Origin of the sequence: Stenotrophomonas sp. LC732 (genome assembly GCF_052446685.1) — a bacterium.
In the GTDB taxonomy this organism is placed as follows: domain Bacteria; phylum Pseudomonadota; class Gammaproteobacteria; order Xanthomonadales; family Xanthomonadaceae; genus Stenotrophomonas; species Stenotrophomonas muris.
Genome location: NZ_CP199214.1, coordinates 821736 through 844595, shown reverse-complemented (window position 1 = coordinate 844595; position 22860 = coordinate 821736). Strand labels below are relative to the sequence as shown.

Here is a 22860-nt window from a genome sequence, read left to right as displayed (position 1 = left end):
GAGCCTGTCCATGAGCACCGCCACCCCCTCCGCCCCGACCCTGATCATCGTCAGCGGCCTGTCCGGCTCGGGTAAATCCGTCGCCCTGAAGACCTTCGAGGATCAGGACTACTACTGCTCGGACAACCTGCCGATCCACCTGCTGCCGGACTTCGTGCGCAGCCTGCTGGCCAACCACGACGGCAGCGCGCCGCGCCGGCTGGCGGTGGGCATCGACGTGCGCGGCCAGGCCGACCTGAGCCAGCTGGGCGACTGGCGGCAGCTGGCCACCGACGCCGGCGTGGAAGTGAAGGTGCTGTTCTTCGAGGCCAGCGACGAAACGGTGCTCAAGCGCTATGCCGACACCCGCCGCCGCCATCCGCTGAGCCAGCTGGGCCTGTCATTGCCCGAGGCGATCGCCCGCGAGCGCGAGCTGACCGCGCCATTGCGCCGCGAGGCCGATGCGGTGATCGATACCAGCAACCTCAACGTGCACCAACTGCGGCGGCGGATCATCACCGAGTTCGCGATGGACCATGCCACCGGCCTGTCGCTGCTGTTCGAATCATTCGCCTACAAGCGCGGTGTACCCGCCGAGGCGGACTTCGTGTTCGATGCGCGGGTGCTGCCCAATCCACACTGGGACCCGGACCTGCGTGCGCTCAGCGGCCGCGAACCGGGTGTACGCGACTACCTGGAAGCGCAACCGGACGTGCAGCGCTACCTGGCCCAGCTGATGGATTTCCTCGATACCTGGCTGCCGAAACTGGGTGATGGCACCCGCAGCTACGTGACCGTGGCGTTCGGCTGCACCGGCGGCAAGCACCGCTCGGTGTTCCTGGCCGAGCGCATGGCCCGGCATGCCCGCGAGATGGGCTGGCAGGACGTGGCGACGTACCACCGCGAACAGGATTGAGGGTGGCCGGCCGGGCTGCGCCCGACACCCGTCGGTAGTGCCGGCCGCTGACCGGCAACAGCAACAGCAACAGCAACAGCAACAGCAACAGCAAAAGCGGCATTCCGTGGGATGGCGGGGCGGTGTGGGTAGGTGTCGACCTTGGTCGACACGATGGATCCACACCATGCGTGGATGAATCGCTGCCAGGCATCGAAAAACGCATGGGGTCGGATCCCTTTTCCAGGGGAAAAGGGCTCTGACCCCGATAACGCTGAATACGGGACACAGTGCCCCTCATCTGCTGCTATCGCCGATTCACCTTGACCTGTTAACGTGCAGTAATGACCTGTGGCATTCTCCTCGTAACACATCCTGGGGTCGGGACCGCCCTGCTTGACGTGGCGACCCGGCTCCTGCGGCAATTGCCGCTGAAAACCGAAGCTTTCGAAGTACCGTTCGACGCAGACATGGACGCCCTGCTCCCGCTCGCCTCGGCCGCCCTGCGGCGGGTCGACAGTGGTGAGGGCGTGCTGATCCTGACCGACCTGTACGGCGCCAGCCCCGCCAACCTTGCAGGGCAGCTGGCCCGGCTGGGGACCCCGGTTCGCCGGGTGTCGGCACTGAGCCTGCCGATGTTGCTGCGGGTGATGAATTATCCGGAACAGGGACTGGATCAACTGCCCGCCACAGCCGCGGCGGGTACCCGTAATGGAGCGATAGTCGACGATGCTTGAACGAGAACTCACCGTCAGCAACCGCCTGGGCCTGCATGCCCGGGCCACCGCCAAGCTGGTGCAGACCCTGGCGCCGTTCCGCTGCAACGTGACCATGGCCGCCAAGGGCCGTGAGATCAACGCCAAGAGCATCATGGGCGTGATGCTGCTGGCCGCCGGCCAGGGCACTCCGGTCACCGTGCGCATCAACGGCGAAGATGAAGCCGCCGCGATGGAGGCGGTGGTGGGCCTGTTCGAACGCCGCTTCGACGAGGACAGCTGAGCGTGCCACGCGCACGCGCCGGCCAGCTCCCTTCCGGCCAACGGCCGGTACAGCTGTTGGCCGGCCATGGCGCGGCGCGCGGAACGGCGATGGGCCGGGCGCGCGTGCGGCTGCCGCATGCACTGGAAGTGGCCGAGCAACGCGTGGCCGCCCACCAGGTCGAGGCCGAACTGGCCCGCCTGCACCGTGCGCTGGATGCCGCGCGTACGGAAATGCACGAACTGCGTCAGCGCCTGCATGGCGCACTGAACCAGGAAGTGGGCGAGTTCCTCGACCTGCACGCGTTGCTGCTGGACGACCCCGAGCTGCTGTATGGCCTGGACGAACTGATCCGCAGCGGCCCGTACAGTGCCGGCTACGCGCTGCGCCTGCAGCGTGACCGCCTGGCCAAGGTCTTCGATGGCATGGACGATGCCTACCTGAAGAGCCGCATGGACGATCTCGACCATGTGATCGGCCGCATCCACGCCTTCCTGCAACCCGAACGCCCGCCGGTGATGAAGGGCCTGGCCGGCGAGATCCTGGTCTGCGACAACATCGCCCCATCCGAACTGGCGCAGCTGCAGGCGCAGGGGGTGGTCGGCATCGTCACCGCCGCCGGCAGCGCGCTGTCGCACAGCGCGATCCTGGCGCGCAGCCTGCACCTGCCCCTGATCGTCAATGTGCCGCAACTGCTCAGCCGCGTCGCCGACGGCGACGTGCTGATCATCGACGGTGCCGACGGCAGCATCACCGTCAACCCGCTGGCCGACAACCTGCGTGACTACCGCGCACGCCTGAAGGAACACGCGCGCGAGCAGCGCGAGCTTGGCCGCCTGCGCAGCAAGCCCAGCCGTACCCGCGACCAGGTCGACATTGCCTTGCTGGCCAATGCCGAATCGCTGGAGGACGTCACCCAGGCGCATGCGCTGGGCGCGCAGGGGCTGGGCCTGTACCGCACCGAATTCCTGTTCCTGCAGCGCAACGAGCTGCCGGACGAAGAAGAACAGTTCCAGACCTACCGTGATGCCGCACTGGGCATGAGCGGCCGGCCGGTAACCATCCGCACGCTCGACCTGGGTGCGGACAAGGCCGATCGTACCGGCCTGACCCTGAGCAACGAAGAGAACCCGGCACTGGGCCTGCGCGGCGTGCGCCTGTCGCTGGCACGGCCCAAGGTGGCCGACACCCAGCTGCGCGCGATCCTGCGCGCCTCGGCCTACGGCAAGCTGCGCGTGCTGGTGCCGATGGTCAGCACCCGCGAGGAACTGCTGGCGGTGCGCCGGCGCATGCTCAAGCTGAGCGAACAGCTGCGCAGCGAAGGCCATATGGTGTCCGAGCACGTGCCGCTGGGCGCGATGATCGAAGTCCCGGCGGCGGCATTGGCGCTGGAGAGTTTCATCGATCTGGTCGATTTCCTGTCGATCGGCACCAACGACCTGGTGCAGTACCTGCTGGCCGCCGACCGCAACAACGAGGCGCTGGGTGAGTTGTATTCACCGTTGCACCCGGCGGTGCTGCGGCTGTTGCAGATGGTGATCGAGACCGGCGCACGCCACCGCATTCCGGTGGCGGTCTGTGGCGAGATGGCCGGTGATGCGCGGATGACCCCGTTGCTGCTGGCGCTGGGCCTGAGCGAGTTCAGCCTGCATCCCGGTACGTTGCTGGAGGTGCGCCGCGCCATCCGCGAAGCCGATCTGGGTGCGCTGCGCGCCCGTGCCCCGAAGCTGCTGGCCGCGCGCGACCGCCGCGCCATCGAACGCTGGCTGGCGCTGGTGGCCGATACGCCCTGACACCACCCGCTCGCCGGGCATGCACGCCTGGGGTCAGATCCCTTTTCCGCGGGAAAAGGGATCTGGCCCCGTCTCGTTGAAGGCCAAGAGGTTGCCGGCCAGCGGCCGGCACTACCGCCACCCGGCGGCTATGCGTTGAAACATCCCCTTGCGATAATGACGCGCTGAACACCCCTGTTGCCGCATCCTTGCCGGGATCGCGGCTTTTCTTATCCCGCGGGAGCTGCGATGGCTGAAGCTGTACGCCACGACAAGACTGCGCGCCAACTGCGGATGTTGTCCGATGCCCTGGACAGCGGCCGGCTGGGCCCGGTACGTCGGCTGGTCAACACCCTGGCCCCGGCCGAGATCGGCAACCTGCTTGAATCGCTGCCGCCGGGCAAGCGCGAGGTGGTGTGGGGCCTGGTTGATCCGGAAGATGACGGCGAGGTGCTGGTCCACGTCGGCGAAGACGTGCGCGAGAGCCTGCTCGCGGACATGGACCCGGACGAGATCATCGCCGCGGTCGAAGACCTGGACATCGACGACCTGGCCGACCTGGTCGAAGACCTGCCCGATACGGTCATCGACGAGGTCCTCAAGTCGATGGACCGCGAGAACCGCGAGCGCCTGGAGCAGGTGCTGTCCTATCCCGAGGACAGCGCCGGCCGCCTGATGAACCCGGACGTGGTGACCGTGCGCGCCGACGTCAATGTCGACGTGGTGCTGCGCTACCTGCGCCTGCGCGGCGAACTGCCGGACCATACCGATCACCTGTTCGTGGTCAGCCGGCGCCATCAGTACCTCGGCCGGGTGTCGCTGGCGGCACTGGTGACCCACGAGGACACCACCCCGATCAACCGCCTGATCGACGACGAGCAGCCGGCCATTGACGTCGGCGAGAGCGACCAGGAGGTCGCCCGCCAGTTCTCCGACCATGACTGGATCTCCGCGCCGGTGGTGGACGACAACAACATCCTGATCGGCCGCATCACCATCGATGACGTGGTCGACATCATCCGTGGCCAGGCCGAGCACCAGGCACTGGGCGCCGCCGGCCTGGACGAGGACGAAGACCTGTTCAGCCCGGTCTGGCGCGCCATGCGCCGGCGCTTGATGTGGCTGTCGGTGAACCTGTGCACCGCCTTCCTGGCCTCCAGCGTGGTCGGCCACTTCGAAGGCACCATCGACAAGCTGGTGGCGCTGGCCGTGCTGATGCCGATCGTGGCGGGCCTGGGCGGCAATGCCGGTACCCAGGTGCTGGCGCTGATGGTGCGCGGCCTGGCACTGGGCCAGGTAGGCGCGTCCAACGCGCGCACGCTGCTGTGGAAGGAGGTGCGGGTCGCCTTGTTGAACGGCGTGATGCTGGGTTCCGTGCTGGGGCTGATCGTGCTGGCCTGGTTCCACTCGCCCGGACTGTCGGCGGTGATCGCCATCGCGCTGACCTGCAACCTGCTGTTCGCCGCACTGGCCGGCGTGCTGGTGCCACTGACCCTGAAACGCTTCGGCTTCGACCCGGCGCTGGCCAGCGGCATCTTCCTGACCGCCGTGACCGACTCGATGGGCTTCTTCACCTTCCTCGGCCTGGCCACGCTGGTGCTGCTGCACTGACCTCACAATAATGGCGTAGAAGCCAAATACTCACTGAAACGGAATTTCAATATGATCACATCGTTCAGAGTTAGAAATTTAAGATCGATTCGCGACTCCTCCGACATTGAACTCGCAAAAATCACGGTCCTTGTCGGGAAAAACAGCGCAGGGAAGAGCACTCTTCTCAGAGTGCTACCATTGATACGCCAGAGTTCAGAACGCCCCACTAAAGGACCACTTCTTTGGTACGGACAGTTCGTTGACTTCGGAACTTTCAAGAACGCAGTCAACGTACACAACCCAAAGGATGGAGTAACAATCGAGTTCCAGCTCTCCATAGATGGAAACATTGGAAAGAAGAACACAGATGAGCTGGACTATTTTGACATTATTGAATCAACCAGCTTCTATTCTGACCTCAACGACGTAAGGATTCGACTTACCATCGGCCAAAATGAAGCTGACGAAAGTGGAAAAGCACGCAGCATTACTCTAAATACTGGCAGCGACGACCTGACAGTCTGAATCGCCCAGGGTTCCGTAGACACCTCGCAGCCATAAACTATGGCTTAGGCGGAGGTGGTTATGAGCACGAAGCGGTACACCGATGAGTTCAAGATCGAGGCGGTCCGACAGATCGTTGAGTACGGCCGTCCGGTAGCGGAGGTTGCCGAGCGACTGGGCGTGTCGATCCATAGTCTTTACGGCTGGAAGCGGCAACAAGGCAAAGGCGATGTTGGCCGGCGTGTCGAGCAGGACCAGAACGCGGAAGTGCGCCGCCTCAAGGCTGAGCTACGCAGGGTCACTGAAGAGCGAGACATCCTAAAAAAAGCCGCCGCGTACTTTGCAAAGGGGTAAGAGCAAAGTACGCCTTCATGAAGCAACACGCAGATGAGTTCGGCCTCGCGGCGATGTGTCGGATGCTTGGCGTCCATCGCAGTGGCTACTACGCCTGGCTAAAAGAGCCGGCAAGCGCTCGCGACAAGGACGATCAGCGGTTGCTCGGCCTAATCAAGCACAGCTGGCTGGAAAGCGGCTCTGTGTATGGCCACCGCAAAGTGACCACAGATCTGCGCGAGCTTGGCGAGACGTGTAGTCGTCATCGCGTGGCACGCTTGATGAAGAGCGAGGGGCTGCGGGCAATGGTCGGCTACGGTCGGCGACCACGCCCATTGAGCGGCCCTGTTGGATCAGTCGCCAAGAACGTTCTGGCTCGCGGCTTCAAAGTCAGTGAGCCAAATCGCGCGTGGGTCACGGACATCACCTACATCCGCACGTACGACGGCTTCCTGTACTTGGCGGTAGTGCTTGATCTGTTTTCGCGTCAGGTCGTTGGATGGGCAACCCGACCAACTCAACATACGGACCTGGTTTTGCAGGCGCTATTGGCTGCAGTGTGGCGGCGCAAGCCAAGCCCCGGGCTTCTGCTTCACTCCGACCAGGGAACCCAGTTCACCAGCGAAGACTGGCAGAGCTTCCTGCGCGAGCACGACATCGTGTGCAGCATGAGTCGACGAGGAAACTGCCATGACAACGCAGCGATGGAGAGCTTCTTCCAGCTACTGAAGCGGGAGCGTATTAAGCGGAGGATCTACAGCAATCACGACGAGGCACGGGCCGACGTCTTCCAGTACATCGAGATGTTCTACAACCCAAAACGGCGGCACAGTTCCAACGACGGGCTGTCCCCGGTAGAGTTCGAGAAGCAGTACGCACTAAACGGCTGACGACTGTCTAGAAAACCCTGGGCGATTCAGTCCACTTCGGGGAAAGCGGACACGGAGAGAACACTACAGTAGTCCTTAACGGACGATTGATCTCCCTCCCTGAAACAAAACGATGGGCAAGACGTCCTGGGAAAATCATACCGATACCCGTTCTATTGAAAGAATCGCATTTCGAGACTAACGGGAAACGGCACGTATATCACGTCAAAGATCAACGCCCATTCTCAGAAGAATTGGCGGAGAAGGCATCTATTCTCCTGATGGAAGGACTCCGCTCAGAAAAGCCAGGCGAGCTTCTAGATAGATTGCTTTATGCAAGCAAAGAGGGCTTCTACAAACAAATCGTTAAACTACTGAAATTCTCGCCAGATCTAAGCAGAATAATTAAAGACTACAAACCAGGAGACGCATTCATATCATCCCTACGGGAACTCACATTACTCTCAAACATTTCAGGAATCCTAAATAGAATTGACAATGAAATCGCAAGCTTCGCTGGAAATGTCAGGTATATAGAACCACTCAGAGCAACTGCAGAGCGATATTATCGACTACAGGATCTTGCTGTAGACGAAATCGACTCAAGAGGCGAGAACACTGCGATGTTCTTGAATTCACTGTCATACATTGAAACATTAAGACTACGACAATGGATGAGGAAGAGCCTTGGATTTCACGCCCACGTCACTTCCGAAAGCGGCCATGTACAAGTATTCATTAATGACAGCGAAGGAAATGATAAAAATATCGCAGACTTGGGCTTTGGCTACTCACAACTCTTACCAATCATACTTCAGATATGGCGAGCGCAATATTCACGGAATGCAATAACTGGGAGAAGTCGGCCGATTATAGCGATTGAACAGCCTGAGCTTCACCTACATCCGCAGTTTCAAGCCCAAATGGCGGACGTTATTGCCGGCGTTGCTCAAGCCGACGAAGAGGGGCCTTCAATATTTCTGGAAACCCACAGCGAACACTTAATCAACCGCTTGGGCGAACTCGTCGGCATGGGCCGCCTTGATAGAGACGCGGTTCAAGTGCTCGTAGTTGACCAAGATGAAACCGGCTTATCCTCTGTAACACGCGTCAGTTTCGATAAGGACGGATTCCTTGACGCCAAATGGCCCAGTGGATTTTTTGTACCGGAATTCAACAGATGATAATAAACATCACGGAAGAATCCAAATTCACCCCGGACAAAATCAACATCGAAGCCCTAGATAATATCGCCTATCAATGTGGCGCGGGCAACCACATTCTAATGGGAAGTCGAGAACTACTAACAAGAATATCAGAAACTCCAGGACTGGAAAGAAGGACATCCGCTCTAATTCGAGCATCATGCCAGAGAATGACGCAGCAGGGAGCACTCCTTAACGGGTCCCCATGGAGGCTCGACATTGACGCATCCAACACATCGCGAAGCATTCCACATCCTCATCTTTTCCAAAACCCAGACTACTGTGAAAAATCACAAATTTTAACTGAAAACCCCGACGACGCAGCCACTATTGTTGCGCTAGCCAAGACGTACATTGCCCACACCCTTCGTGGCAATAGAATATCTATTCGGCACAACAACGGCGGCGGCAGCACTATCGGAAGAACATTAAAATCAATAATGGACTCCCCTTCCGGATGTACAATTTGCATCGTTGACTCCGACAGAAAACACGAAGGCGCTGCGACAGGCGGGACTGCAAAAGCGGGGCAAGCCGCTTACAAGAAAGTGAAACAGAAATGGCGCGCAAATTTTCATTTGATCAACCAAAGGGAGCTGGAGAATCTAATTCCCCATGACCTTCTCCAGCACTGCGTAGACAAATATGCACCACACTTGTCAGACGTCACAAAGGCGATCCAAGAGACGAATAAATTTTATGTTGACTATTTCTGCATGAAGGCTGGAGACAGCATGTGCAGACTAATCTCGTCACTAATTTCGAAGCGGCAACTAAAGAGGCTATCGAAGGCAACCCAGTGTAGCGGAGGTCCCATGCCCCCAATTATTCCTTGCGGAACCTGCATCTGCGATGGACAGTGTCGAGAGTCTCCAGGCTTTGGCACAGGTCTACTCGGATGGGCCGCAACCGAGATGGAATCAGGTGCATTCACTTCCAACCCTGATCTTTGGAGAGACGAGCTAACTGATTTAGTTAGAAAGGTAGCCTTCACAGGTTTGGCCACACAACCCTTTAGGGCCTAAAATAAGATCCTTTGCACCCATGGCAACAACGATCGAAAACTATTTCCAGCCCGGCTGGCGCGACCAGCAGCACACCTGCCCGGCCTGCGAATGGAAGGGCAGCTCGCGTGCCATGGAGATGGAGCTGGACGAGGACGCCACCGAGTACGCCTGCCCGGTCTGCGAGAACCCGCTGCTGGTGGTGCTGCATCCGGACATCGCGCAGGTGCAGGCCGCCGCCGCCGAGGGCAATGCCGAAGCGCAGGAGCAGCTGGACATCATTGCCAGTTTCCCGCGACCGGAGTGACGCGCCGCACGATGCCGCGTTGACCTGCGGCGGGCTAGGATGCAGCTGACCCTGCCGCCCCGGGAAATCCCATGGTCCGATCGATGTCGCGCTGGCTGCCGCTGCTGGCCTTTCTGATGATGAGCGGTTGCACTTCGCTGCCGGACAGCGCGCGCGGCCGCTTCGAGGGCCGCGCAGTGAAGGTGGACGGCGAGACCGCCTACTACCAGGTGTTCATTCCGGCCGGCGTTCAGGCCACCGCTCCCACCAGACTCCCGGTCATCCTGTTCCTGCACGGCTCCGGCGAGCGTGGCGGCGACGGTGTCAAGCAGACCCATGCGGGGCTGGGGCCGCACCTGCGCAGGCACGCGGCCGACTTCCCCGCATTGGCCGTATTCCCCCAGGTGCCGGGCCACCAGGAATGGAGCGGGCGCAACAACCGCGTTGCGCTGGCCGCCCTGGACGCCACCATCGCCGAGTTCGGTGCCGATCCCTCACGGCAGTACCTGACCGGGATGTCGATGGGCGGCTATGGGAGCTGGAACATCGCGCTGGATGACCCCGGGCGCTTCGCCGCGATCGTGCCCGTGTGCGGCGCGGTGCTGGCGCCGCGCGCGGTGCGCCCGACCCTGTTCGTCGAGCAGGTCGCCCAGGAAACCGATCCGTATGCGGCCATCGCCCAGCGCCTGAGAGGCACGCCGATCTGGATCTTCCACGGTGCGCTGGATGATGTGGTGCCACCGGACGACGATCGCAGACTGCACGCCGCATTCCGGAGCGCCGCTACACGCGACGTGCGCTACACCGAGTACCCGGACGGCAACCACAATGCCTGGGACGCCACCTACGCCGACCCGGCGATGTGGGCATGGCTGTTCGCGCAGAAGCGCTGAGCCGCAGCTTCAGTAGTTGCCAACCTTGGTTGGCATTGACTGCCCTGGTAGTTGCCAACCTTGGTTGGCACTGGCCTACCTGAAACCAACCCATTCCCCGATGTTCACTGGAAGCAGGCCCGTCCATGCTTGCTCCATGCAGAACACACGTCTCCTGCTCGGTCGTCGCTCCAGCATCGGCCTCAGCTATATCCTCACCGCCGTCGTCCATGACCGCGCGCCGCTCTTCACCAACGCCGCAGCGGCCGCCTTGGCAGTCCGCGAATTCCAGCGACTGGATCAGGAAGGCTTCACCCGCTCGATTGCGTACGTGGTCATGCCCGACCACATCCACTGGCTGGTCGAACTACGTGCGGGAACGCTGGAAACCGTCATGAAGCGTTTCAAGTCGCGCACAGCCCAGCAGGCAAACCGGTTGCTGGGGCGAGTCGGGCGCTTCTGGCAGGCCTGCTATCACGATCATGCGATCCGCTCTGACGAATCGTTGCACCGGCGTGCGATGTACCTGATGGGAAATCCGATCAGGGCCGGACTGGCGACGCGGCTTGGGCAATATCCCCATGCATGGTGCGAATGGGAGCTTGGGGCTTCGTGTGATCCGCTCGACAACTTGGGCGCGGATGGATAGTGCCAACCAAGGTTGGCATCTACCAGAGCGGTGCGCGGACAAGCCGCGCGGCAAGTGTGTCAACCAAGGTTGACACCTACCAGAGCGCGTGGTCAGCCCAGTAGGGTTTCCAGCACGGCCATGCGCACGGCGACGCCGTTGGCGACCTGGCGCAGCACCCACGACTGCGGGCCGTCGGCCACGTCGTCGGTCACTTCCACGCCGCGGTTGATCGGGCCCGGGTGCAGCACCGCGGCATCCTTGCCGGCGCGCGCCAGGCGCTCGCGGGTCAGGCCGTACTGGGCGTGGTACTGCTCCAGCGACGGCACCAGGCCTTCTTCCATGCGCTCGCGCTGCAGGCGCAGCATCATCAGCGCGTCGACGCCTTCCAGCATCGCGTCGAAATCATCGCCGACCACGCAGCCCTTCAGGGTCTCATCGTCCGGCAGCAGCGACTGCGGGCCGCACACGCGGATCTCACCCACGCCCAGCGTGCGCAGCGCATGCAGGTCGGTGCGGGCCACGCGCGAGTGCTTCACGTCGCCGACGATCACCACTTTCATCTTCGAGAAATCCGGACCCTTGGCCTGGCGCAGGGTCAGCATGTCCAGCAGGCCCTGGGTCGGGTGCGCGCTGCGACCGTCACCGGCGTTGATCAGTGCGGTGCCCTCGCCCGCCGCTTCTGCCAGTGCGGCTACCGCGCCATCCTCCGGGTGGCGCACCACGAAGCCGCGCACGCCCATCGCTTCCAGGTTGCGCAGCGTATCGCAGGCGGTTTCGCCCTTGCGGGTGGACGAGGTCGAGGCATCGAAGTTGAGCACATCGGCGCCCAGGCGCTGCGCGGCCAGCTGGAACGAGCTGCGGGTGCGCGTGGACGGCTCGAAGAACAGCGTGCACACCGCCGAACCGGCCAGCACGTGGCGCTTGTTGCCGACGCGGCCGACTGCGGCATCGCGGATCTGACCTGCCCGGTCAAGCAGCTGCAGCAGGGTCCCGCGCGGCAGGCCCTCCAGGGTCAGCAGGTGGCGCAGGCGTCCGGAGGCATCGATTTGCTGGGCGGTCATGGCGGTGTCGGGCAGTCAGGGAATCGGGGTGGCGTCGTCGGGGGACGACAGCCAGCGGTCGATGATCACCGCCGCGGCCACGGCATCGAGGGCGGCCGCATCACGGCGGCGCTTGCGCCCTTCGGCGCGCTCGACGGCGAAGCGGCGGGCGGCCTCGACCGAGCTGGAACGCTCGTCGATCATCACCACCGGCAGTTTGAAACGTTCCCGCAGCTGGCGGGCGAAGCCCTGCGCGCGCTTGCGGTTGGGTTGGTCCTGGCCGTCCAGGGTCAGCGGGTCGCCGACCACCAGGCCGTCGGGCTTCCATTCCTTGAGCAGGCGTTCGATCGCGGTCCAGTCCGGGCCATTGCCGTGCACATCGACCACCGCCACCGCGCGCGCATGCGCAGCGAAGGCACTGCCGATGGCCACGCCGATCCGCCGCGAGCCGACGTCGAAACCCAGAACGGTGCCGTCACGGCGGATCGCCGGGACAGCAGGAGCCGGTACGGGCGTGGCCGGCTCAGACATGGCCGCTGTAGTCGGTCAGCCGGAACAGGTCCACGCCGATGCGCGAGGCCGCACCCTGCCAGCGCTGCTCCAGTGGCAGCTGGAACACCAGCTCGGCATCGGCCGGCACGGTCAGCCAGCTGTTCTCGGACAGCTCGCTTTCCAGCTGCCCTGCGCCCCAACCGGCACAGCCGAGGGTGACCACGGCATTGGCCGGGCCTTCGCCACGCGCCATCGCTTCAAGGATGTCGCGCGAAGTGGTCAGGTACAGGCCGTCACCCACGATCAGGCTGGAATCCCACGCCCGCGCGTCGTCATGGATGACGAAGCCGCGCTCGGGATGCACCGGGCCGCCGTTGAGCACCATGCGCGCCTGCAGGTCGCCGTCACCGGTGGTGATGTCCATCTGTGCAAGCACTTCACCCAGCGTGTACTCGGAAGGCTGGTTGACCAGCACGCCCATCGCCCCGTTCTCGTCGTGCTGGCAGATCAGCGCGACGCTGCGGGCAAAGGTCGCGTCGAGCAGCGACGGCAGCGCGACGAGGAGGTGATCGGCGAGGGAGGTCGGCGTTACAGGCATGGTCCCATTCTACCTGCTGGGGGCGGGATGGTCGCGCAATGGCGGCGAACCGCGATGGGCTAGGATGGGGCTTTGCCATGGAAGGTCATCGATGCAGTCTTCATCGCCCCTGACCCTGCCGGCACGCAGCGCCATCGTCCTGATTGCCCTGCTGCAGGGTCTGATGCTGTATGCCGCGCAGGAACTGTCCGATGCGTGGCCGTTCCGCGATATCGGCTGGCGCTACTGCTGGTACGCCTGGGTGCTGGCCATTCCCAGCGCGGTGGCGCTGAGCCTGGTCGACCTGGGCCAGCGCCGCCTGTGGCTGCAGGCCGTGCTCGGCTCGGCGGTGGTGCTGGCGCTGGCCGCCTGGATCGGCTGGAACCTCACTGGCGAGACCGCGCTGGAGTCGAGCGCGCTGCAGTTTCCACTGACCCTGGGCATCGCCGTGGCGGTGTTCGTGGCCCTGCCCTGGTGGCAGTTCCAGCTGCAGCACGGGCATTGGCGCGCCAGCTACCCCGAGCTGTTCGAGCGCGCCTGGCAGAACGGTTTGACCCTCGCCCTGGCGGCACTGTTCACCGGGCTGACCTGGCTGCTGCTGTGGCTGTGGGCGGCGCTGTTCCAGCTGCTGGAGGTCACCGTCTTCCGCGACCTGTTCCGCCAGGATGCCTTCATTGCGCTGGCTACCGGCAGCCTGGCCGGGTTCGGCGTGCTGATCGGGCGCACCCAGCACCGCGCGATCCAGATCACCCGCCAGGTGCTGTTCGCGATCTGCCGCGGACTGCTGCCGCTGCTCTCGTTCATCGCCGTATTGTTCGTGCTGAGCCTGCCGCTTACCGGGCTGGAACCGCTGTGGAAGACCCGCTCGGCCGCCAGCCTGCTGCTGGTGCTGTCGCTGTTGCTGGTGACGTTCACCAATGCGGTCTACCAGCAGGGGGACGACACCGCGCCCTACCCCGTCGTGCTGCGCCGTCTGGTTGAAGCCAGCCTGCTGGCGCTGCCGGTCTACGCCGCACTGGCGCTGTACGCACTGGGGCTGCGCGTGGTGCAGTACGGCTGGACCGTGGACCGGTTCTGGGCGGTACTCGTCGCAGTGGCCGTGGCCGGCTATGCCGTGGGCTACGCGCTGGCGGTGCTGCGCCGGCAGCGCCGCTGGTTGCAGATGCTGGAGCCGGTCAACCGCTGGATGTGCTGGGCGGTGCTGGCACTGGCATTGCTGGGCAACTCGCCGCTGCTGGACCCGGTGCGGCTGACCCTGTCCAGCCAGCTGGCGCGCCTGCGTGCGGACCCGCCCGCGATCACCAGCAGTGACGTCAACGTGCTGCGCTTCGATCTTGGCCACCGCGGCGTGCGGGCGCTGCGCGAGCTGCAGCGTGATCCAGCCATCACCGCCGATGCCAACGCGCCACAGGTGATCGCTGCCGCGCTGGCACGTACCTCGCGCTGGGATGACGGCCAGCGCCTCGACAAGGGGCCGCAGGACGTCGTCGCCCTGCAGCGCGCGTTGAAGCTGGCCAAGGGATCCAGCTCGCCACCGGACGACTGGTGGCAGGCACTGGCCACGCGCGCGATCGATGGCGAATCCTGCGCCCAGAGCGAGCGCGACTGCCTGATCGTGCATCGCGACCTCGACGGCGATGGTACCGGCGAAGTGCTGCTGTGCGAGCTGTACACCATCCGTGGGCCGGACTGCGTGCTGTACGCACGTGGCAGGGACACCCACTGGCGCCGGGCCGGTTCGCTGTTCGGCACCGCCAGCGGCCAGGCCGAGGCGATCAACCAGGCGCTGCGTGATGGCAAACTCACTCTTGAACCGCCGCGCTGGCCGATGCTGTCCATTGGTGGGCGCCCCGCAGTGGCCATCGATCCCGAACCCGAATCCAGCGAGTCTTCCCCATGAGCGGCTACTGCCTCATCGCCCCGGGCCATCCGGTGCACGACTACTACCACGCCAATGAATACGGCTACCCGCAGCGTGACGAGCGCGAGCTGTTCGAGCGGCTGGTGCTGGAAATCAACCAGGCCGGGCTGAGCTGGGAAACGATCCTGAAAAAGCGCGAGGGCTTCCGCGCGGCCTATGACGGCTTCGATGTCGACCGCGTGGCGGCCTATGCCGAGCAGGACATCGAGCGCCTGCTATCGGACGCGGGCATCATCCGCAACCGGCTGAAGGTACTGGCCGCCATCCACAACGCGCAGGTGATCCAGCAGCTGCGGGCCAGTCATGGCAGCTTCGCGGCGTGGCTGGATGCCCATCATCCGCGCAGCAAGGCCGACTGGGTGAAGCTGTTCAAGAAGACCTTCCGCTTCACCGGTGGCGAGATCACCGGCGAGTTCCTGATGAGCCTGGGCTACCTGCCCGGCGCGCACGCCGAGGATTGCCCGGTGCATGCGCGGCTGCTGAAGCTGTCGCCGCCGTGGTTGCAGGCCGCCGCCCGCTGAGGGATCTCCGCGCGTGGGTGCCGGTAGTGCCGGCCGCTGGCCGGCAACCCCGTTGAACGGTCACACGCCCATGTAACGGCCGGGGCGGTGGTTGAACATCAGCACCAGGCTGAGCACCACCGCGCCGATGGCCGAGTACAGCACCTTCGATGGCGACAGCACGAAGAACGCGGCTACCATCAGGCAGGCGTCGTAGGACATCTGCACCTTGCCGGCGCTCCAGCCTCGGGTGCGCTGCAGGTACACCGCCAGGATGCCGATGCCGCCAAGGCTGGCGCGGTGGCGGATGAAGAACAGGATGCCCAGGCCTGACAGCGCACCACCGACGATCGCCGAATACAGCGGGTTGATGTGCGAGAAGTCGATCCAGCGCGGCAGCAGGTCGGTCAGCACGCCACAGGCGGTGACCGCAGCGAAGGTCTTCAGGGTGAATTCCCAGCCCATGCGCCGCAGCGCCACCCAGTAGAACGGCAGGTTGACCAGCACGAACACCAGGCCGAAGTTCCAGCCCATCGCGTAGTGCAGCAGGAAGGCCATGCCCGCCATGCCGCCGATCATCAGCCCGCCCTTGGCGAAGATGGCCAGGCCCAGCGAGGCCACCATCGTGGCCAGCACCATGCCCTGCACGTCCTCGGCGATCGAGTGACGCAGCGCTTTTTCGTCGGCGGTGGTGCCGGCGCTGTCGGGCGGCGGGGTCAGCGGACCGGCGGTGACCAGGTGGCCGTCAGCGTCGTCGCACGGCGCGGGGCCATGGGAAGGAAGGGACATGCGGTGGGGGAACAGCAGGTGGGGAGCGGTATTAGACACGATCTGCATGACAGTTGCAGATGAAATCGTTCAGCTGAATGGGCCCCGCCCTGCCTCGGGCCCGCCGCTGCTCAGCCCCTGCCGGCCAGATGGTGCGCCACCAGCGCGTTGGCATGGCCATGGCCCAACCCATGCTCGCTCTTCAGGAAGCTGACCAGTTCCATGTGTTTCAGGCCCTTCTTCCCGGCCAGCAATCCGAACCAGTGCGCCACCGGCTGCCCGTAGGTCTTCTCGATGGAGGGGAAATACGAGGCCGGGCCTTTCGGCTTGGTGTCAGTGCTCATGTGCAGCTCCCGTTGAAGTCATTCATTCGACGAACCACAGACGCAGAAATCGACACACCCAAACGTCCGACCCCGCCTCGCCCGACAGGCCGCAGCCAACTGTCGAAGGCGGGGTGGGTCCGGTTGAGGGGGTGTGAGCGGCATGGATGCCGCGACCAAGCCCCCATGGATGGGTTTACGGCGTCCCCCTAAACCGGGCCCACCCCGCCATCTCACGGATAGCCAGTTTTTGAAGTTGACGTGGCCGTTGACGTTGCTTCGGCAGGTGCCGGGCGCAGCCCGGCCGTATCATTCCAGCATGCCCCGCGAAAACCTCAACGACCTGCAGGCCTTCGTCCACGTTGCCCGCGAGGGCAGCTTCACCCGGGCCGCCGCCCAGCTGGGCGTGTCCCAGTCCGCGCTCAGCCATGCCATGCGCGGCCTGGAACAGCGCCTGGGCGTGCGCCTGCTGACCCGTACCACCCGCAGCGTATCGACCACCGAAGCCGGTGCCCGCCTGCTCGACACCCTGGGCCCACGCCTGGCCGAGATCGAGGACGGGCTGGCCGCACTGGCCGAGTACCGCGAACGCCCGGCCGGCACCATCCGCATCAATGCCACCGGCCATGCCGCCGAGTACATCGCCTGGCCGCGGCTGGCGCCGTTGTTGCAGCGTTATCCGGACCTGAAGGTGGAACTGACCACCGACTACGGCCTGGCCGACATCGTCGCCGAGCGCTACGACATCGGCATCCGCCTCGGCGAGCGCCTGGCGCGCGACATGGTCGCGGTGCCGATCAGCCCGCCGCTGCGCATGCGCGTGGTCGGTGCACCCAGCTACTTCCGCCAGCACGTGGTGCCGCAGCATCCGGACGACCTGGCCAAGCACAACTGCGTGACCCTGCGCCTGCCTACGCATGGGGGACTGATGCCGTGGGATTTCGGCCAGGATGGCAACGAACTGAGTGTGCGCGTTGGCGGGCAATGGACGTTCAACACCATGGGCATGACCCGCGCCGCTGCGCTGGCCGGCAGCGGACTGGCCTGGCTGCCGGAAGACCAGGTGCAGCCGATGCTGGACGATGGCCGCCTGCAGTCGGTGCTGGACGACTGGTGCCCGCACTTCGATGGCTACTACGCGTACTACCCGTCGCGCCGCCACGTCACCGTGGCGATGCGCACGGTGCTTGATGCGCTTGCGGGCCGCTGGGGTGAGGGGCAAGGCGTGCGGACCAACGGTCCGCACCCACCACCAACGGTGCGCACCCACCAACGGTCCGCACCCAGCTGGTGATCAGCCCTTGGCCTGGGCGGCGCGCTGCGCGTTGTAGCGCTCGCCGACGATCGACACTTCGTCCAGCGCCTGTGCGATGCGTTGCAGCTCCTCCGGTGCCAGCTGCAGGTCGGCCGCGCCCAGGTTTTCTTCCAGGCGATGGATCTTGGTGGTGCCTGGGATCGGCACGATCCACGGCGCCTGTGCCAGCAGCCAGGCCAGCGCCACCTGCGCCGGCGTCGCGCCCCGTGCTGCGGCAATCGTACTGATGCGATCCACCAGCGCCTGGTTGGCGCGGCGCGCCTCCACTTCGAAGCGCGGCACGGTATTGCGGAAGTCGTTGGCGTCGAAGGTGGTGTCGGCGTTGATCGTACCGGTGAGGAAGCCGCGGCCAAGCGGGCTGAATGGCACGAAGCCGATGCCCAGTTCCTGCAGCGTCGGCAGCAGTTCGCGCTCCGGTTCGCGCCACCACAGCGAGTACTCACTCTGCACGGCGGCAACCGGCTGCACCGCATGCGCGCGACGCACGGTGGCAGCGCTCGCCTCGGACAGCCCGAAGTGGCCGACCTTGCCTTCTGCGATCAGGTCGCGCACGGTGCCAGCCACATCCTCGATCGGCACGTTCGGGTCGACGCGGTGCTGGTAGAACAGGTCGATATGGTCGGTGCGCAGGCGCTTGAGGCTGGCTTCGGCAACGGCACGGATATTCTCGGGGCGGCTGTCCAGGCCGTCATCGGTGCGCGCGCCCTTGAATCCGAACTTGGTGGCAATCACCAGCCTGTCGCGGTAGGGCGCCAGCGCCCGGCCGAGCAGGTCTTCGTTGGTGTACGGACCATACACCTCGGCGGTGTCGAAGAAGGTCACGCCGCGCTCGACGGCGGCCTGCAGCAGGGCGATGCCCTGGCCCTGCTCCACCGGCTGACCGTAGGCATGGGTCAGGCCCATGCAGCCCAGGCCGAGGGCGGAAACCTTCAGGCCACTGCGGCCCAGTTCGCGTGTCTGCATCGTCGTGCTCCAGAGGGGGAGTGATGACGATACGCCTGTGGTGGCGCTGGATTGAGCCAGCCCGGCCGCAGTCGGTCATGACCGGAATTCATCAATCCAGCCACGACCGATGCCGGCCAGGTCAACGGATCTCGGAGATCTCCACGCCGTCCAGCCCCTGCGACAGGGTACGTGCGTCGCCGCCCTGGCTGAGCTTGATGCGCAGGCGCACCTCGTTCTGCGAATCGGCGTAGCGCAGCGCGTCCTCGTAGCTGATCTCGCCGGCCTGGTACAGCTCGAACAGGCTCTGGTCGAAGGTCTTCATGCCCAGCTGGACCGAGTCCTTCATCACTTCCTTCAGCTTGTGGATCTCGCCGTCGCGGATGTAGTCCTGCACCAGCGGCGTGCCCAGCAGGATCTCCATCGCCACCTTGCGCGAGCGGCCATCGGGCGATGGCACCAGCTGTTGCGCGACCACGCCCTTGAGATTCAGCGACAGGTCCATCAGCAGCTGGTTGCGGCGGTCTTCCGGGAAGAAGTTGACGATGCGGTCCATCGCCTGGTTGGCGTTGTTCGCATGCAGGGTGCACAGCACCAGGTGGCCGGTTTCGGCGAACGCGATGGCGTGATCCATGCCTTCGCGGGTACGCACCTCACCGATCATGATCACGTCCGGCGCCTGGCGCAGGGTGTTCTTCAGCGCGGCTTCCCAGCTGTCGGTATCGATGCCGACTTCGCGCTGGGTGATGATGCAGCCCTCGTGCTTGTGCACGAACTCGATCGGGTCTTCGATGGTGATGATGTGGCCGGTCGAGTTCTGGTTGCGGTAACCGATCATCGCTGCCAGCGAGGTCGATTTACCGGTACCGGTGGCGCCGACGAACAGGATGATGCCGCGCTTGGTCATTGCCAGCGTCTTGATGATCGGCGGCAGGCTCAGTTCTTCCACGGTCGGAATGCGCGTCTCGATGCGACGCAGCACCATGCCGACCTGGTTGCGCTGGTAGAAGCAGCTGACGCGGAAGCGGCCGACGCCGGACAGGCCGATGGCGAAGTTGCATTCGTGCGTCTTCTCGAATTCCTCGCGCTGCGCCGGGGTCATCACGTTGAGGACCAGGTCGCGGCTCTGCTGCGGCGTGAGCGGGGTCTGGGTGATCGGCGAGATCTTGCCGTTGACCTTCATCGCCGGCGGCATGCCGGCCGTGATGAACAGGTCCGAGGCGCGCTGGTGCGCCATCAGCTTGAGGAACGAAGTGAAATCGATGGTGGTCGCGGTGCTGTTCACGGCGGGCTCCCAAGAGGGCATGTACCAGGAAACGGTCGGTGGAGGAAACGGCACGGGGACGGCGCCGCACTGGTGCACGCCGCCCGTGGTTGTCCCGCCTTACTCGAACAGGCGCTTGTCCTTGGCGTACTCGCGGGCCTGGTTGCGGGTGATCAGGCTGCGCTTGACCAGGTCCTGCAGGTGCTGGTCCAGGGTCATCATGCCGTACTGCTGGCCGGTCTGGATGGCCGAGTACATCTGCGCCACCTTGTCTTCGCGGATCAGGTTGCGGATGGCCGGGGTGCCGACCATGATTTCCCACGCTGCGGTACGACCGCCGCCAACCTTCTTCAGCAGCGCCTGCGAGATTACCGCACGCAGCGACTCGGACAGCATCGAACGCACCATCGGCTTTTCGCCGGCCGGGAACACGTCGATGATGCGGTCGATGGTCTTGGCCGCCGAGCTGGTGTGCAGGGTTCCGAACACCAGGTGGCCGGTTTCCGCGGCGGTCAGTGCCAGGCGGATGGTTTCCAGGTCGCGAAGTTCGCCCACCAGGATGATGTCCGGGTCCTCACGCAGTGCCGAGCGCAGCGCTTCGTTGAAGCCATGCGTATCGCGGTGCACTTCGCGCTGGTTGATCAGGCACTTCTGCGAGGTGTGCACGAATTCGATCGGATCCTCGACGGTGAGGATGTGGCCGTATTCGTTCTTGTTGATGTAGTCGATCATCGCCGCCAGCGTGGTCGACTTGCCCGAACCGGTGGGACCGGTCACCAGGATCAGGCCCTGCGGTTGCTGGATCACCTCGCGGAACAGCGGCGGGCAGGCCAGGTCCTCGAGGGTGAGCACCTCGGACGGAATGGTACGGAACACCGCACCGGCGCCACGGTTCTGGTTGAACGCGTTCACACGGAAGCGCGCCAGCGACGGGATCTCGAAGGAGAAGTCCACTTCGAGGAATTCCTCGTAATCGCGCCGCTGCTTGTCGGACATGATGTCGTACACCAGCGCATGGACCTGCTTGTGGTCCAGGGCCGGGATGTTGATCCGGCGAACGTCGCCGTCCACGCGGATCATTGGCGGCAGGCCTGCGGACAGGTGCAGGTCGGACGCTTTGTTCTTTACGGAAAACGCCAGCAGTTCGGCGATATCCATGAGCGGCTACTCCCCAATAACGGCTTCGACTGGAAGGATCTTTCCCCGGGCGGCAGTATAGCCTCCTGATTCAACGGAACGCGTTACGTGGCCACTCCCCTGCCCCAGATCCTGAGCAACCTGCATGCCGCCGCCGAGGCGGCCGGCCGGCCCGATCCGCGCCTGCTGGCCGTTTCCAAGACCCAACCGGCCGAGGCCGTGGCTGCGCTGGCCGCGCAGGGCCAGCAGGCCTTCGGCGAGAACTATGTGCAGGAAGCGCTGGCCAAGATGCAGGCGCTGCAGCACCTGGCGCTGGAGTGGCACCTGATCGGCCACCTGCAGTCGAACAAGGCCGAGGCCGTGGCCACCCACTTCGATTGGGTGCAGAGCGTGGACCGGCCCAAGCTGGTGACGGCGCTGGCGCGCCATCGCCCGGCAGCGCGTGGTCCGCTGAATGTGCTGATCCAGGTCAACATCGACGATGAATCCAGCAAGCACGGCTGTGCGCCGGAGGATGTCGAGATGCTGGCCGCTGCGATTGCCGCCGAGCCCACCCTGCGCCTGCGTGGCCTGATGGCGATTCCCGCGCCATGGCCCGAGGCGGAACGCCGTCGGGATGCGTTCGTGCGCATGCGCACACTTTTCCAGTCGCTGGCCGCCCAGCACGCGCAGGTCGACACGCTGTCGATGGGCATGAGCAGCGACTACGCCGACGCCATCGCCGAGGGCGCCACTTTGGTGCGCATCGGCACCGCCCTGTTCGGCGCGCGTCCTCGCCCGGCCTGATCTTGCAAGGAGAGTTTCATGACAGCTGATTCCATCACCTTCATCGGCGGCGGCAACATGGCGCGCAGCCTGATCGCCGGCCTGATCCGCCAGGGCGTGCCCGCCGCACACATCCACGTGGCCGAACCGGTTGCAGCACTGCGCGAGTCGCTGGCCACCGATTTCGGCGTGCAGGTGCACGACAATGCCGCCGATGCCGCCGCACAGGGCCGCACCTGGCTGCTGGCGGTGAAGCCACAGGTGCTGCGCGAGGTCTGCCAGTCGCTGCAGGCACTGGCCCAGGCAAGCCGGCCACTGGTGGTGTCGATCGCCGCCGGCATCACCAGCGCGCAGCTGGAACGCTGGCTGGGTGGCAACCTGCCGGTGGTGCGTGCAATGCCCAACACGCCGGCCCTGCTCGGCGCCGGCGTGACCGGCCTGTATGCCACGCCGTCGGTGGATGCACAGCAGCGCTCGCAGGCCGAACAGGTATTGGCCAGTGCCGGCCGTACCGTGTGGATCGAGCGCGAGGCGCTGATGGATTCGGTCACTGCCGTGTCCGGCAGCGGGCCGGCCTACGTGTTCCTGCTGGCCGAAGCGATGGAAGCGGCGGGCATTGCCCAGGGCCTGCCGGCCGACGCCGCGCGCACGCTGGTGGTGCAGACCCTGCTGGGCGCCTCGCGCATGCTCGATGAAGCCGGCGAAAGCCCGGCCGAGCTTCGCCGCCGTGTGACCTCGCCGAACGGCACCACCCAGGCCGCGATCGAGAGCTTCCAGGCCGGAGGTTTCGAAGTGCTGGTGGACAACGCGCTGCGTGCTGCGCAGGTGCGCGGGCAGGAATTGTCTGCGGCGAATGATTGATCCCGATGTGTGCCGACCAACGGTCGGCACCTAC

24 protein-coding genes and 1 pseudogene are annotated in these 22860 nt (G+C 64.4%); 17 read left to right on the top strand and 8 right to left on the bottom strand.

The window, feature by feature from the left end:
* Nucleotides 1-10: 10 nt before the first annotated feature.
* The 12 genes from rapZ to ACT6SE_RS04045 all read left to right on the top strand — a co-directional run bounded on the left by rapZ (nt 11) and on the right by ACT6SE_RS04045 (nt 10939).
* Complete coding sequence (gene rapZ, locus ACT6SE_RS04100; protein ID WP_014646231.1) at nt 11-895, top strand: RNase adapter RapZ; 885 nt, start codon at nt 11-13, stop codon at nt 893-895.
* Between the two features lie 323 nt (nt 896-1218).
* Entirely contained in the window at nt 1219-1611 is a 393-nt protein-coding gene (locus tag ACT6SE_RS04095; RefSeq protein ID WP_032958481.1) for a PTS sugar transporter subunit IIA, read from the top strand.
* A complete protein-coding gene (locus ACT6SE_RS04090; RefSeq protein WP_005408385.1) occupies nt 1604-1873 on the top strand; it encodes an HPr family phosphocarrier protein in 270 nt (89 codons plus the stop codon). Before ACT6SE_RS04095 ends, ACT6SE_RS04090 begins: the two co-directional genes overlap by 8 nt.
* 2 nt (nt 1874-1875) lie before the next feature.
* A complete protein-coding gene (gene ptsP / locus ACT6SE_RS04085) occupies nt 1876-3645 on the top strand; it encodes a phosphoenolpyruvate--protein phosphotransferase (RefSeq protein ID WP_032958484.1) in 1770 nt (589 codons plus the stop codon).
* A gap of 228 nt (nt 3646-3873) precedes the next feature.
* Nucleotides 3874-5235, top strand: coding sequence for a magnesium transporter (mgtE, locus tag ACT6SE_RS04080; RefSeq protein ID WP_008266103.1), 1362 nt, complete (start codon nt 3874-3876; stop codon nt 5233-5235).
* Between the two features lie 51 nt (nt 5236-5286).
* Entirely contained in the window at nt 5287-5742 is a 456-nt protein-coding gene (locus ACT6SE_RS04075) for an AAA family ATPase (RefSeq protein WP_444811101.1), read from the top strand.
* 60 nt (nt 5743-5802) lie between these two features.
* Nucleotides 5803-6944, top strand: a protein-coding gene (locus tag ACT6SE_RS04070; RefSeq protein WP_087944428.1) for an IS3-like element ISStma9 family transposase whose coding sequence is annotated in 2 segments (ribosomal slippage) — nt 5803-6040 and nt 6040-6944 — 1143 coding nt in all. Because the reading frame shifts where the segments join, the coding sequence is not laid out codon by codon here.
* A 260-nt stretch (nt 6945-7204) separates the two neighbouring features.
* Complete coding sequence (locus tag ACT6SE_RS04065; protein WP_444811100.1) at nt 7205-8107, top strand: AAA family ATPase; 903 nt, start codon at nt 7205-7207, stop codon at nt 8105-8107.
* Nucleotides 8068-9153 (top strand): hypothetical protein, encoded by a 1086-nt coding sequence (locus tag ACT6SE_RS04060; RefSeq protein WP_444811099.1) that lies wholly within the window; start codon nt 8068-8070, stop codon nt 9151-9153. Before ACT6SE_RS04065 ends, ACT6SE_RS04060 begins: the two co-directional genes overlap by 40 nt.
* A 19-nt stretch (nt 9154-9172) precedes the next feature.
* Nucleotides 9173-9439: a hypothetical protein gene (locus ACT6SE_RS04055; RefSeq protein ID WP_032958486.1), complete on the top strand. Its 267-nt coding sequence runs from the start codon at nt 9173-9175 to the stop codon at nt 9437-9439.
* 71 nt (nt 9440-9510) lie between these two features.
* Nucleotides 9511-10311, top strand: coding sequence for a prolyl oligopeptidase family serine peptidase (locus ACT6SE_RS04050; protein WP_080342720.1), 801 nt, complete (start codon nt 9511-9513; stop codon nt 10309-10311).
* A 136-nt stretch (nt 10312-10447) separates the two neighbouring features.
* Nucleotides 10448-10939 carry an REP-associated tyrosine transposase gene (locus ACT6SE_RS04045; protein WP_014646227.1) on the top strand — a complete coding sequence of 164 codons (492 nt, stop codon included), beginning with the start codon at nt 10448-10450 and terminating at the stop codon, nt 10937-10939.
* A gap of 92 nt (nt 10940-11031) precedes the next feature.
* On the opposite strand, the gene ACT6SE_RS04040 is transcribed toward ACT6SE_RS04045, so the two are convergent.
* From ACT6SE_RS04040 to ACT6SE_RS04030, 3 genes are read right to left on the bottom strand one after another with little or no spacing between them, the layout of a single operon-like run.
* Nucleotides 11032-11982 (bottom strand): aspartate carbamoyltransferase catalytic subunit, encoded by a 951-nt coding sequence (locus tag ACT6SE_RS04040; RefSeq protein ID WP_014646226.1) that lies wholly within the window; start codon nt 11980-11982, stop codon nt 11032-11034.
* 15 nt (nt 11983-11997) lie between these two features.
* The gene (gene ruvX, locus ACT6SE_RS04035; RefSeq protein WP_046429259.1) at nt 11998-12492 is read right to left on the bottom strand and encodes a Holliday junction resolvase RuvX; all 495 of its coding nucleotides are present in this window, start codon (nt 12490-12492) and stop codon (nt 11998-12000) included.
* Nucleotides 12485-13051, bottom strand: coding sequence for a YqgE/AlgH family protein (locus tag ACT6SE_RS04030; protein ID WP_014646224.1), 567 nt, complete (start codon nt 13049-13051; stop codon nt 12485-12487). Before ACT6SE_RS04030 ends, ruvX begins: the two co-directional genes overlap by 8 nt.
* A 91-nt stretch (nt 13052-13142) precedes the next feature.
* Between ACT6SE_RS04030 and ACT6SE_RS04025 the strand changes: the two genes are divergently transcribed.
* Entirely contained in the window at nt 13143-14930 is a 1788-nt protein-coding gene (locus tag ACT6SE_RS04025) for a DUF4153 domain-containing protein (protein WP_014646223.1), read from the top strand.
* Nucleotides 14927-15472, top strand: a complete 546-nt coding sequence (locus ACT6SE_RS04020; protein WP_046429255.1) for a DNA-3-methyladenine glycosylase I — start codon at nt 14927-14929, stop codon at nt 15470-15472. The genes ACT6SE_RS04025 and ACT6SE_RS04020 overlap by 4 nt, the downstream gene beginning before the upstream one ends.
* Before the next feature lie 60 nt (nt 15473-15532).
* On the opposite strand, the gene ACT6SE_RS04015 is transcribed toward ACT6SE_RS04020, so the two are convergent.
* A complete protein-coding gene (locus ACT6SE_RS04015; protein WP_014036228.1) occupies nt 15533-16240 on the bottom strand; it encodes a YitT family protein in 708 nt (235 codons plus the stop codon).
* Nucleotides 16241-16350: 110 nt separating this feature from the next.
* Nucleotides 16351-16563 carry a DUF4287 domain-containing protein gene (locus ACT6SE_RS04010; RefSeq protein ID WP_046429254.1) on the bottom strand — a complete coding sequence of 71 codons (213 nt, stop codon included), beginning with the start codon at nt 16561-16563 and terminating at the stop codon, nt 16351-16353.
* Nucleotides 16564-16861: 298 nt separating this feature from the next.
* On the opposite strand from ACT6SE_RS04010, the pseudogene ACT6SE_RS04005 reads away from it, so the two are divergent.
* Nucleotides 16862-17755 (top strand): annotated as a pseudogene (locus ACT6SE_RS04005) (LysR family transcriptional regulator); the annotation flags it as partial.
* A gap of 81 nt (nt 17756-17836) precedes the next feature.
* On the opposite strand, the gene ACT6SE_RS04000 reads toward ACT6SE_RS04005, so the two are convergent.
* The 3 genes from ACT6SE_RS04000 to ACT6SE_RS03990 form a co-directional block, all read right to left on the bottom strand.
* On the bottom strand, nt 17837-18820 hold the full coding sequence (locus ACT6SE_RS04000) for an aldo/keto reductase (RefSeq protein ID WP_014646218.1): 984 nt from the start codon (nt 18818-18820) through the stop codon (nt 17837-17839).
* 121 nt (nt 18821-18941) lie between these two features.
* Complete coding sequence (locus tag ACT6SE_RS03995) at nt 18942-20105, bottom strand: PilT/PilU family type 4a pilus ATPase (protein WP_042358565.1); 1164 nt, start codon at nt 20103-20105, stop codon at nt 18942-18944.
* A gap of 78 nt (nt 20106-20183) precedes the next feature.
* On the bottom strand, nt 20184-21221 hold the full coding sequence (locus ACT6SE_RS03990; protein WP_004147099.1) for a type IV pilus twitching motility protein PilT: 1038 nt from the start codon (nt 21219-21221) through the stop codon (nt 20184-20186).
* A gap of 87 nt (nt 21222-21308) precedes the next feature.
* On the opposite strand from ACT6SE_RS03990, the gene ACT6SE_RS03985 reads away from it, so the two are divergent.
* Nucleotides 21309-21986, top strand: coding sequence for a YggS family pyridoxal phosphate-dependent enzyme (locus ACT6SE_RS03985; protein WP_046429249.1), 678 nt, complete (start codon nt 21309-21311; stop codon nt 21984-21986).
* 18 nt (nt 21987-22004) lie between these two features.
* The gene (gene proC, locus ACT6SE_RS03980) at nt 22005-22826 is read left to right on the top strand and encodes a pyrroline-5-carboxylate reductase (RefSeq protein ID WP_014646216.1); all 822 of its coding nucleotides are present in this window, start codon (nt 22005-22007) and stop codon (nt 22824-22826) included.
* Nucleotides 22827-22860: the final 34 nt, after the last annotated feature.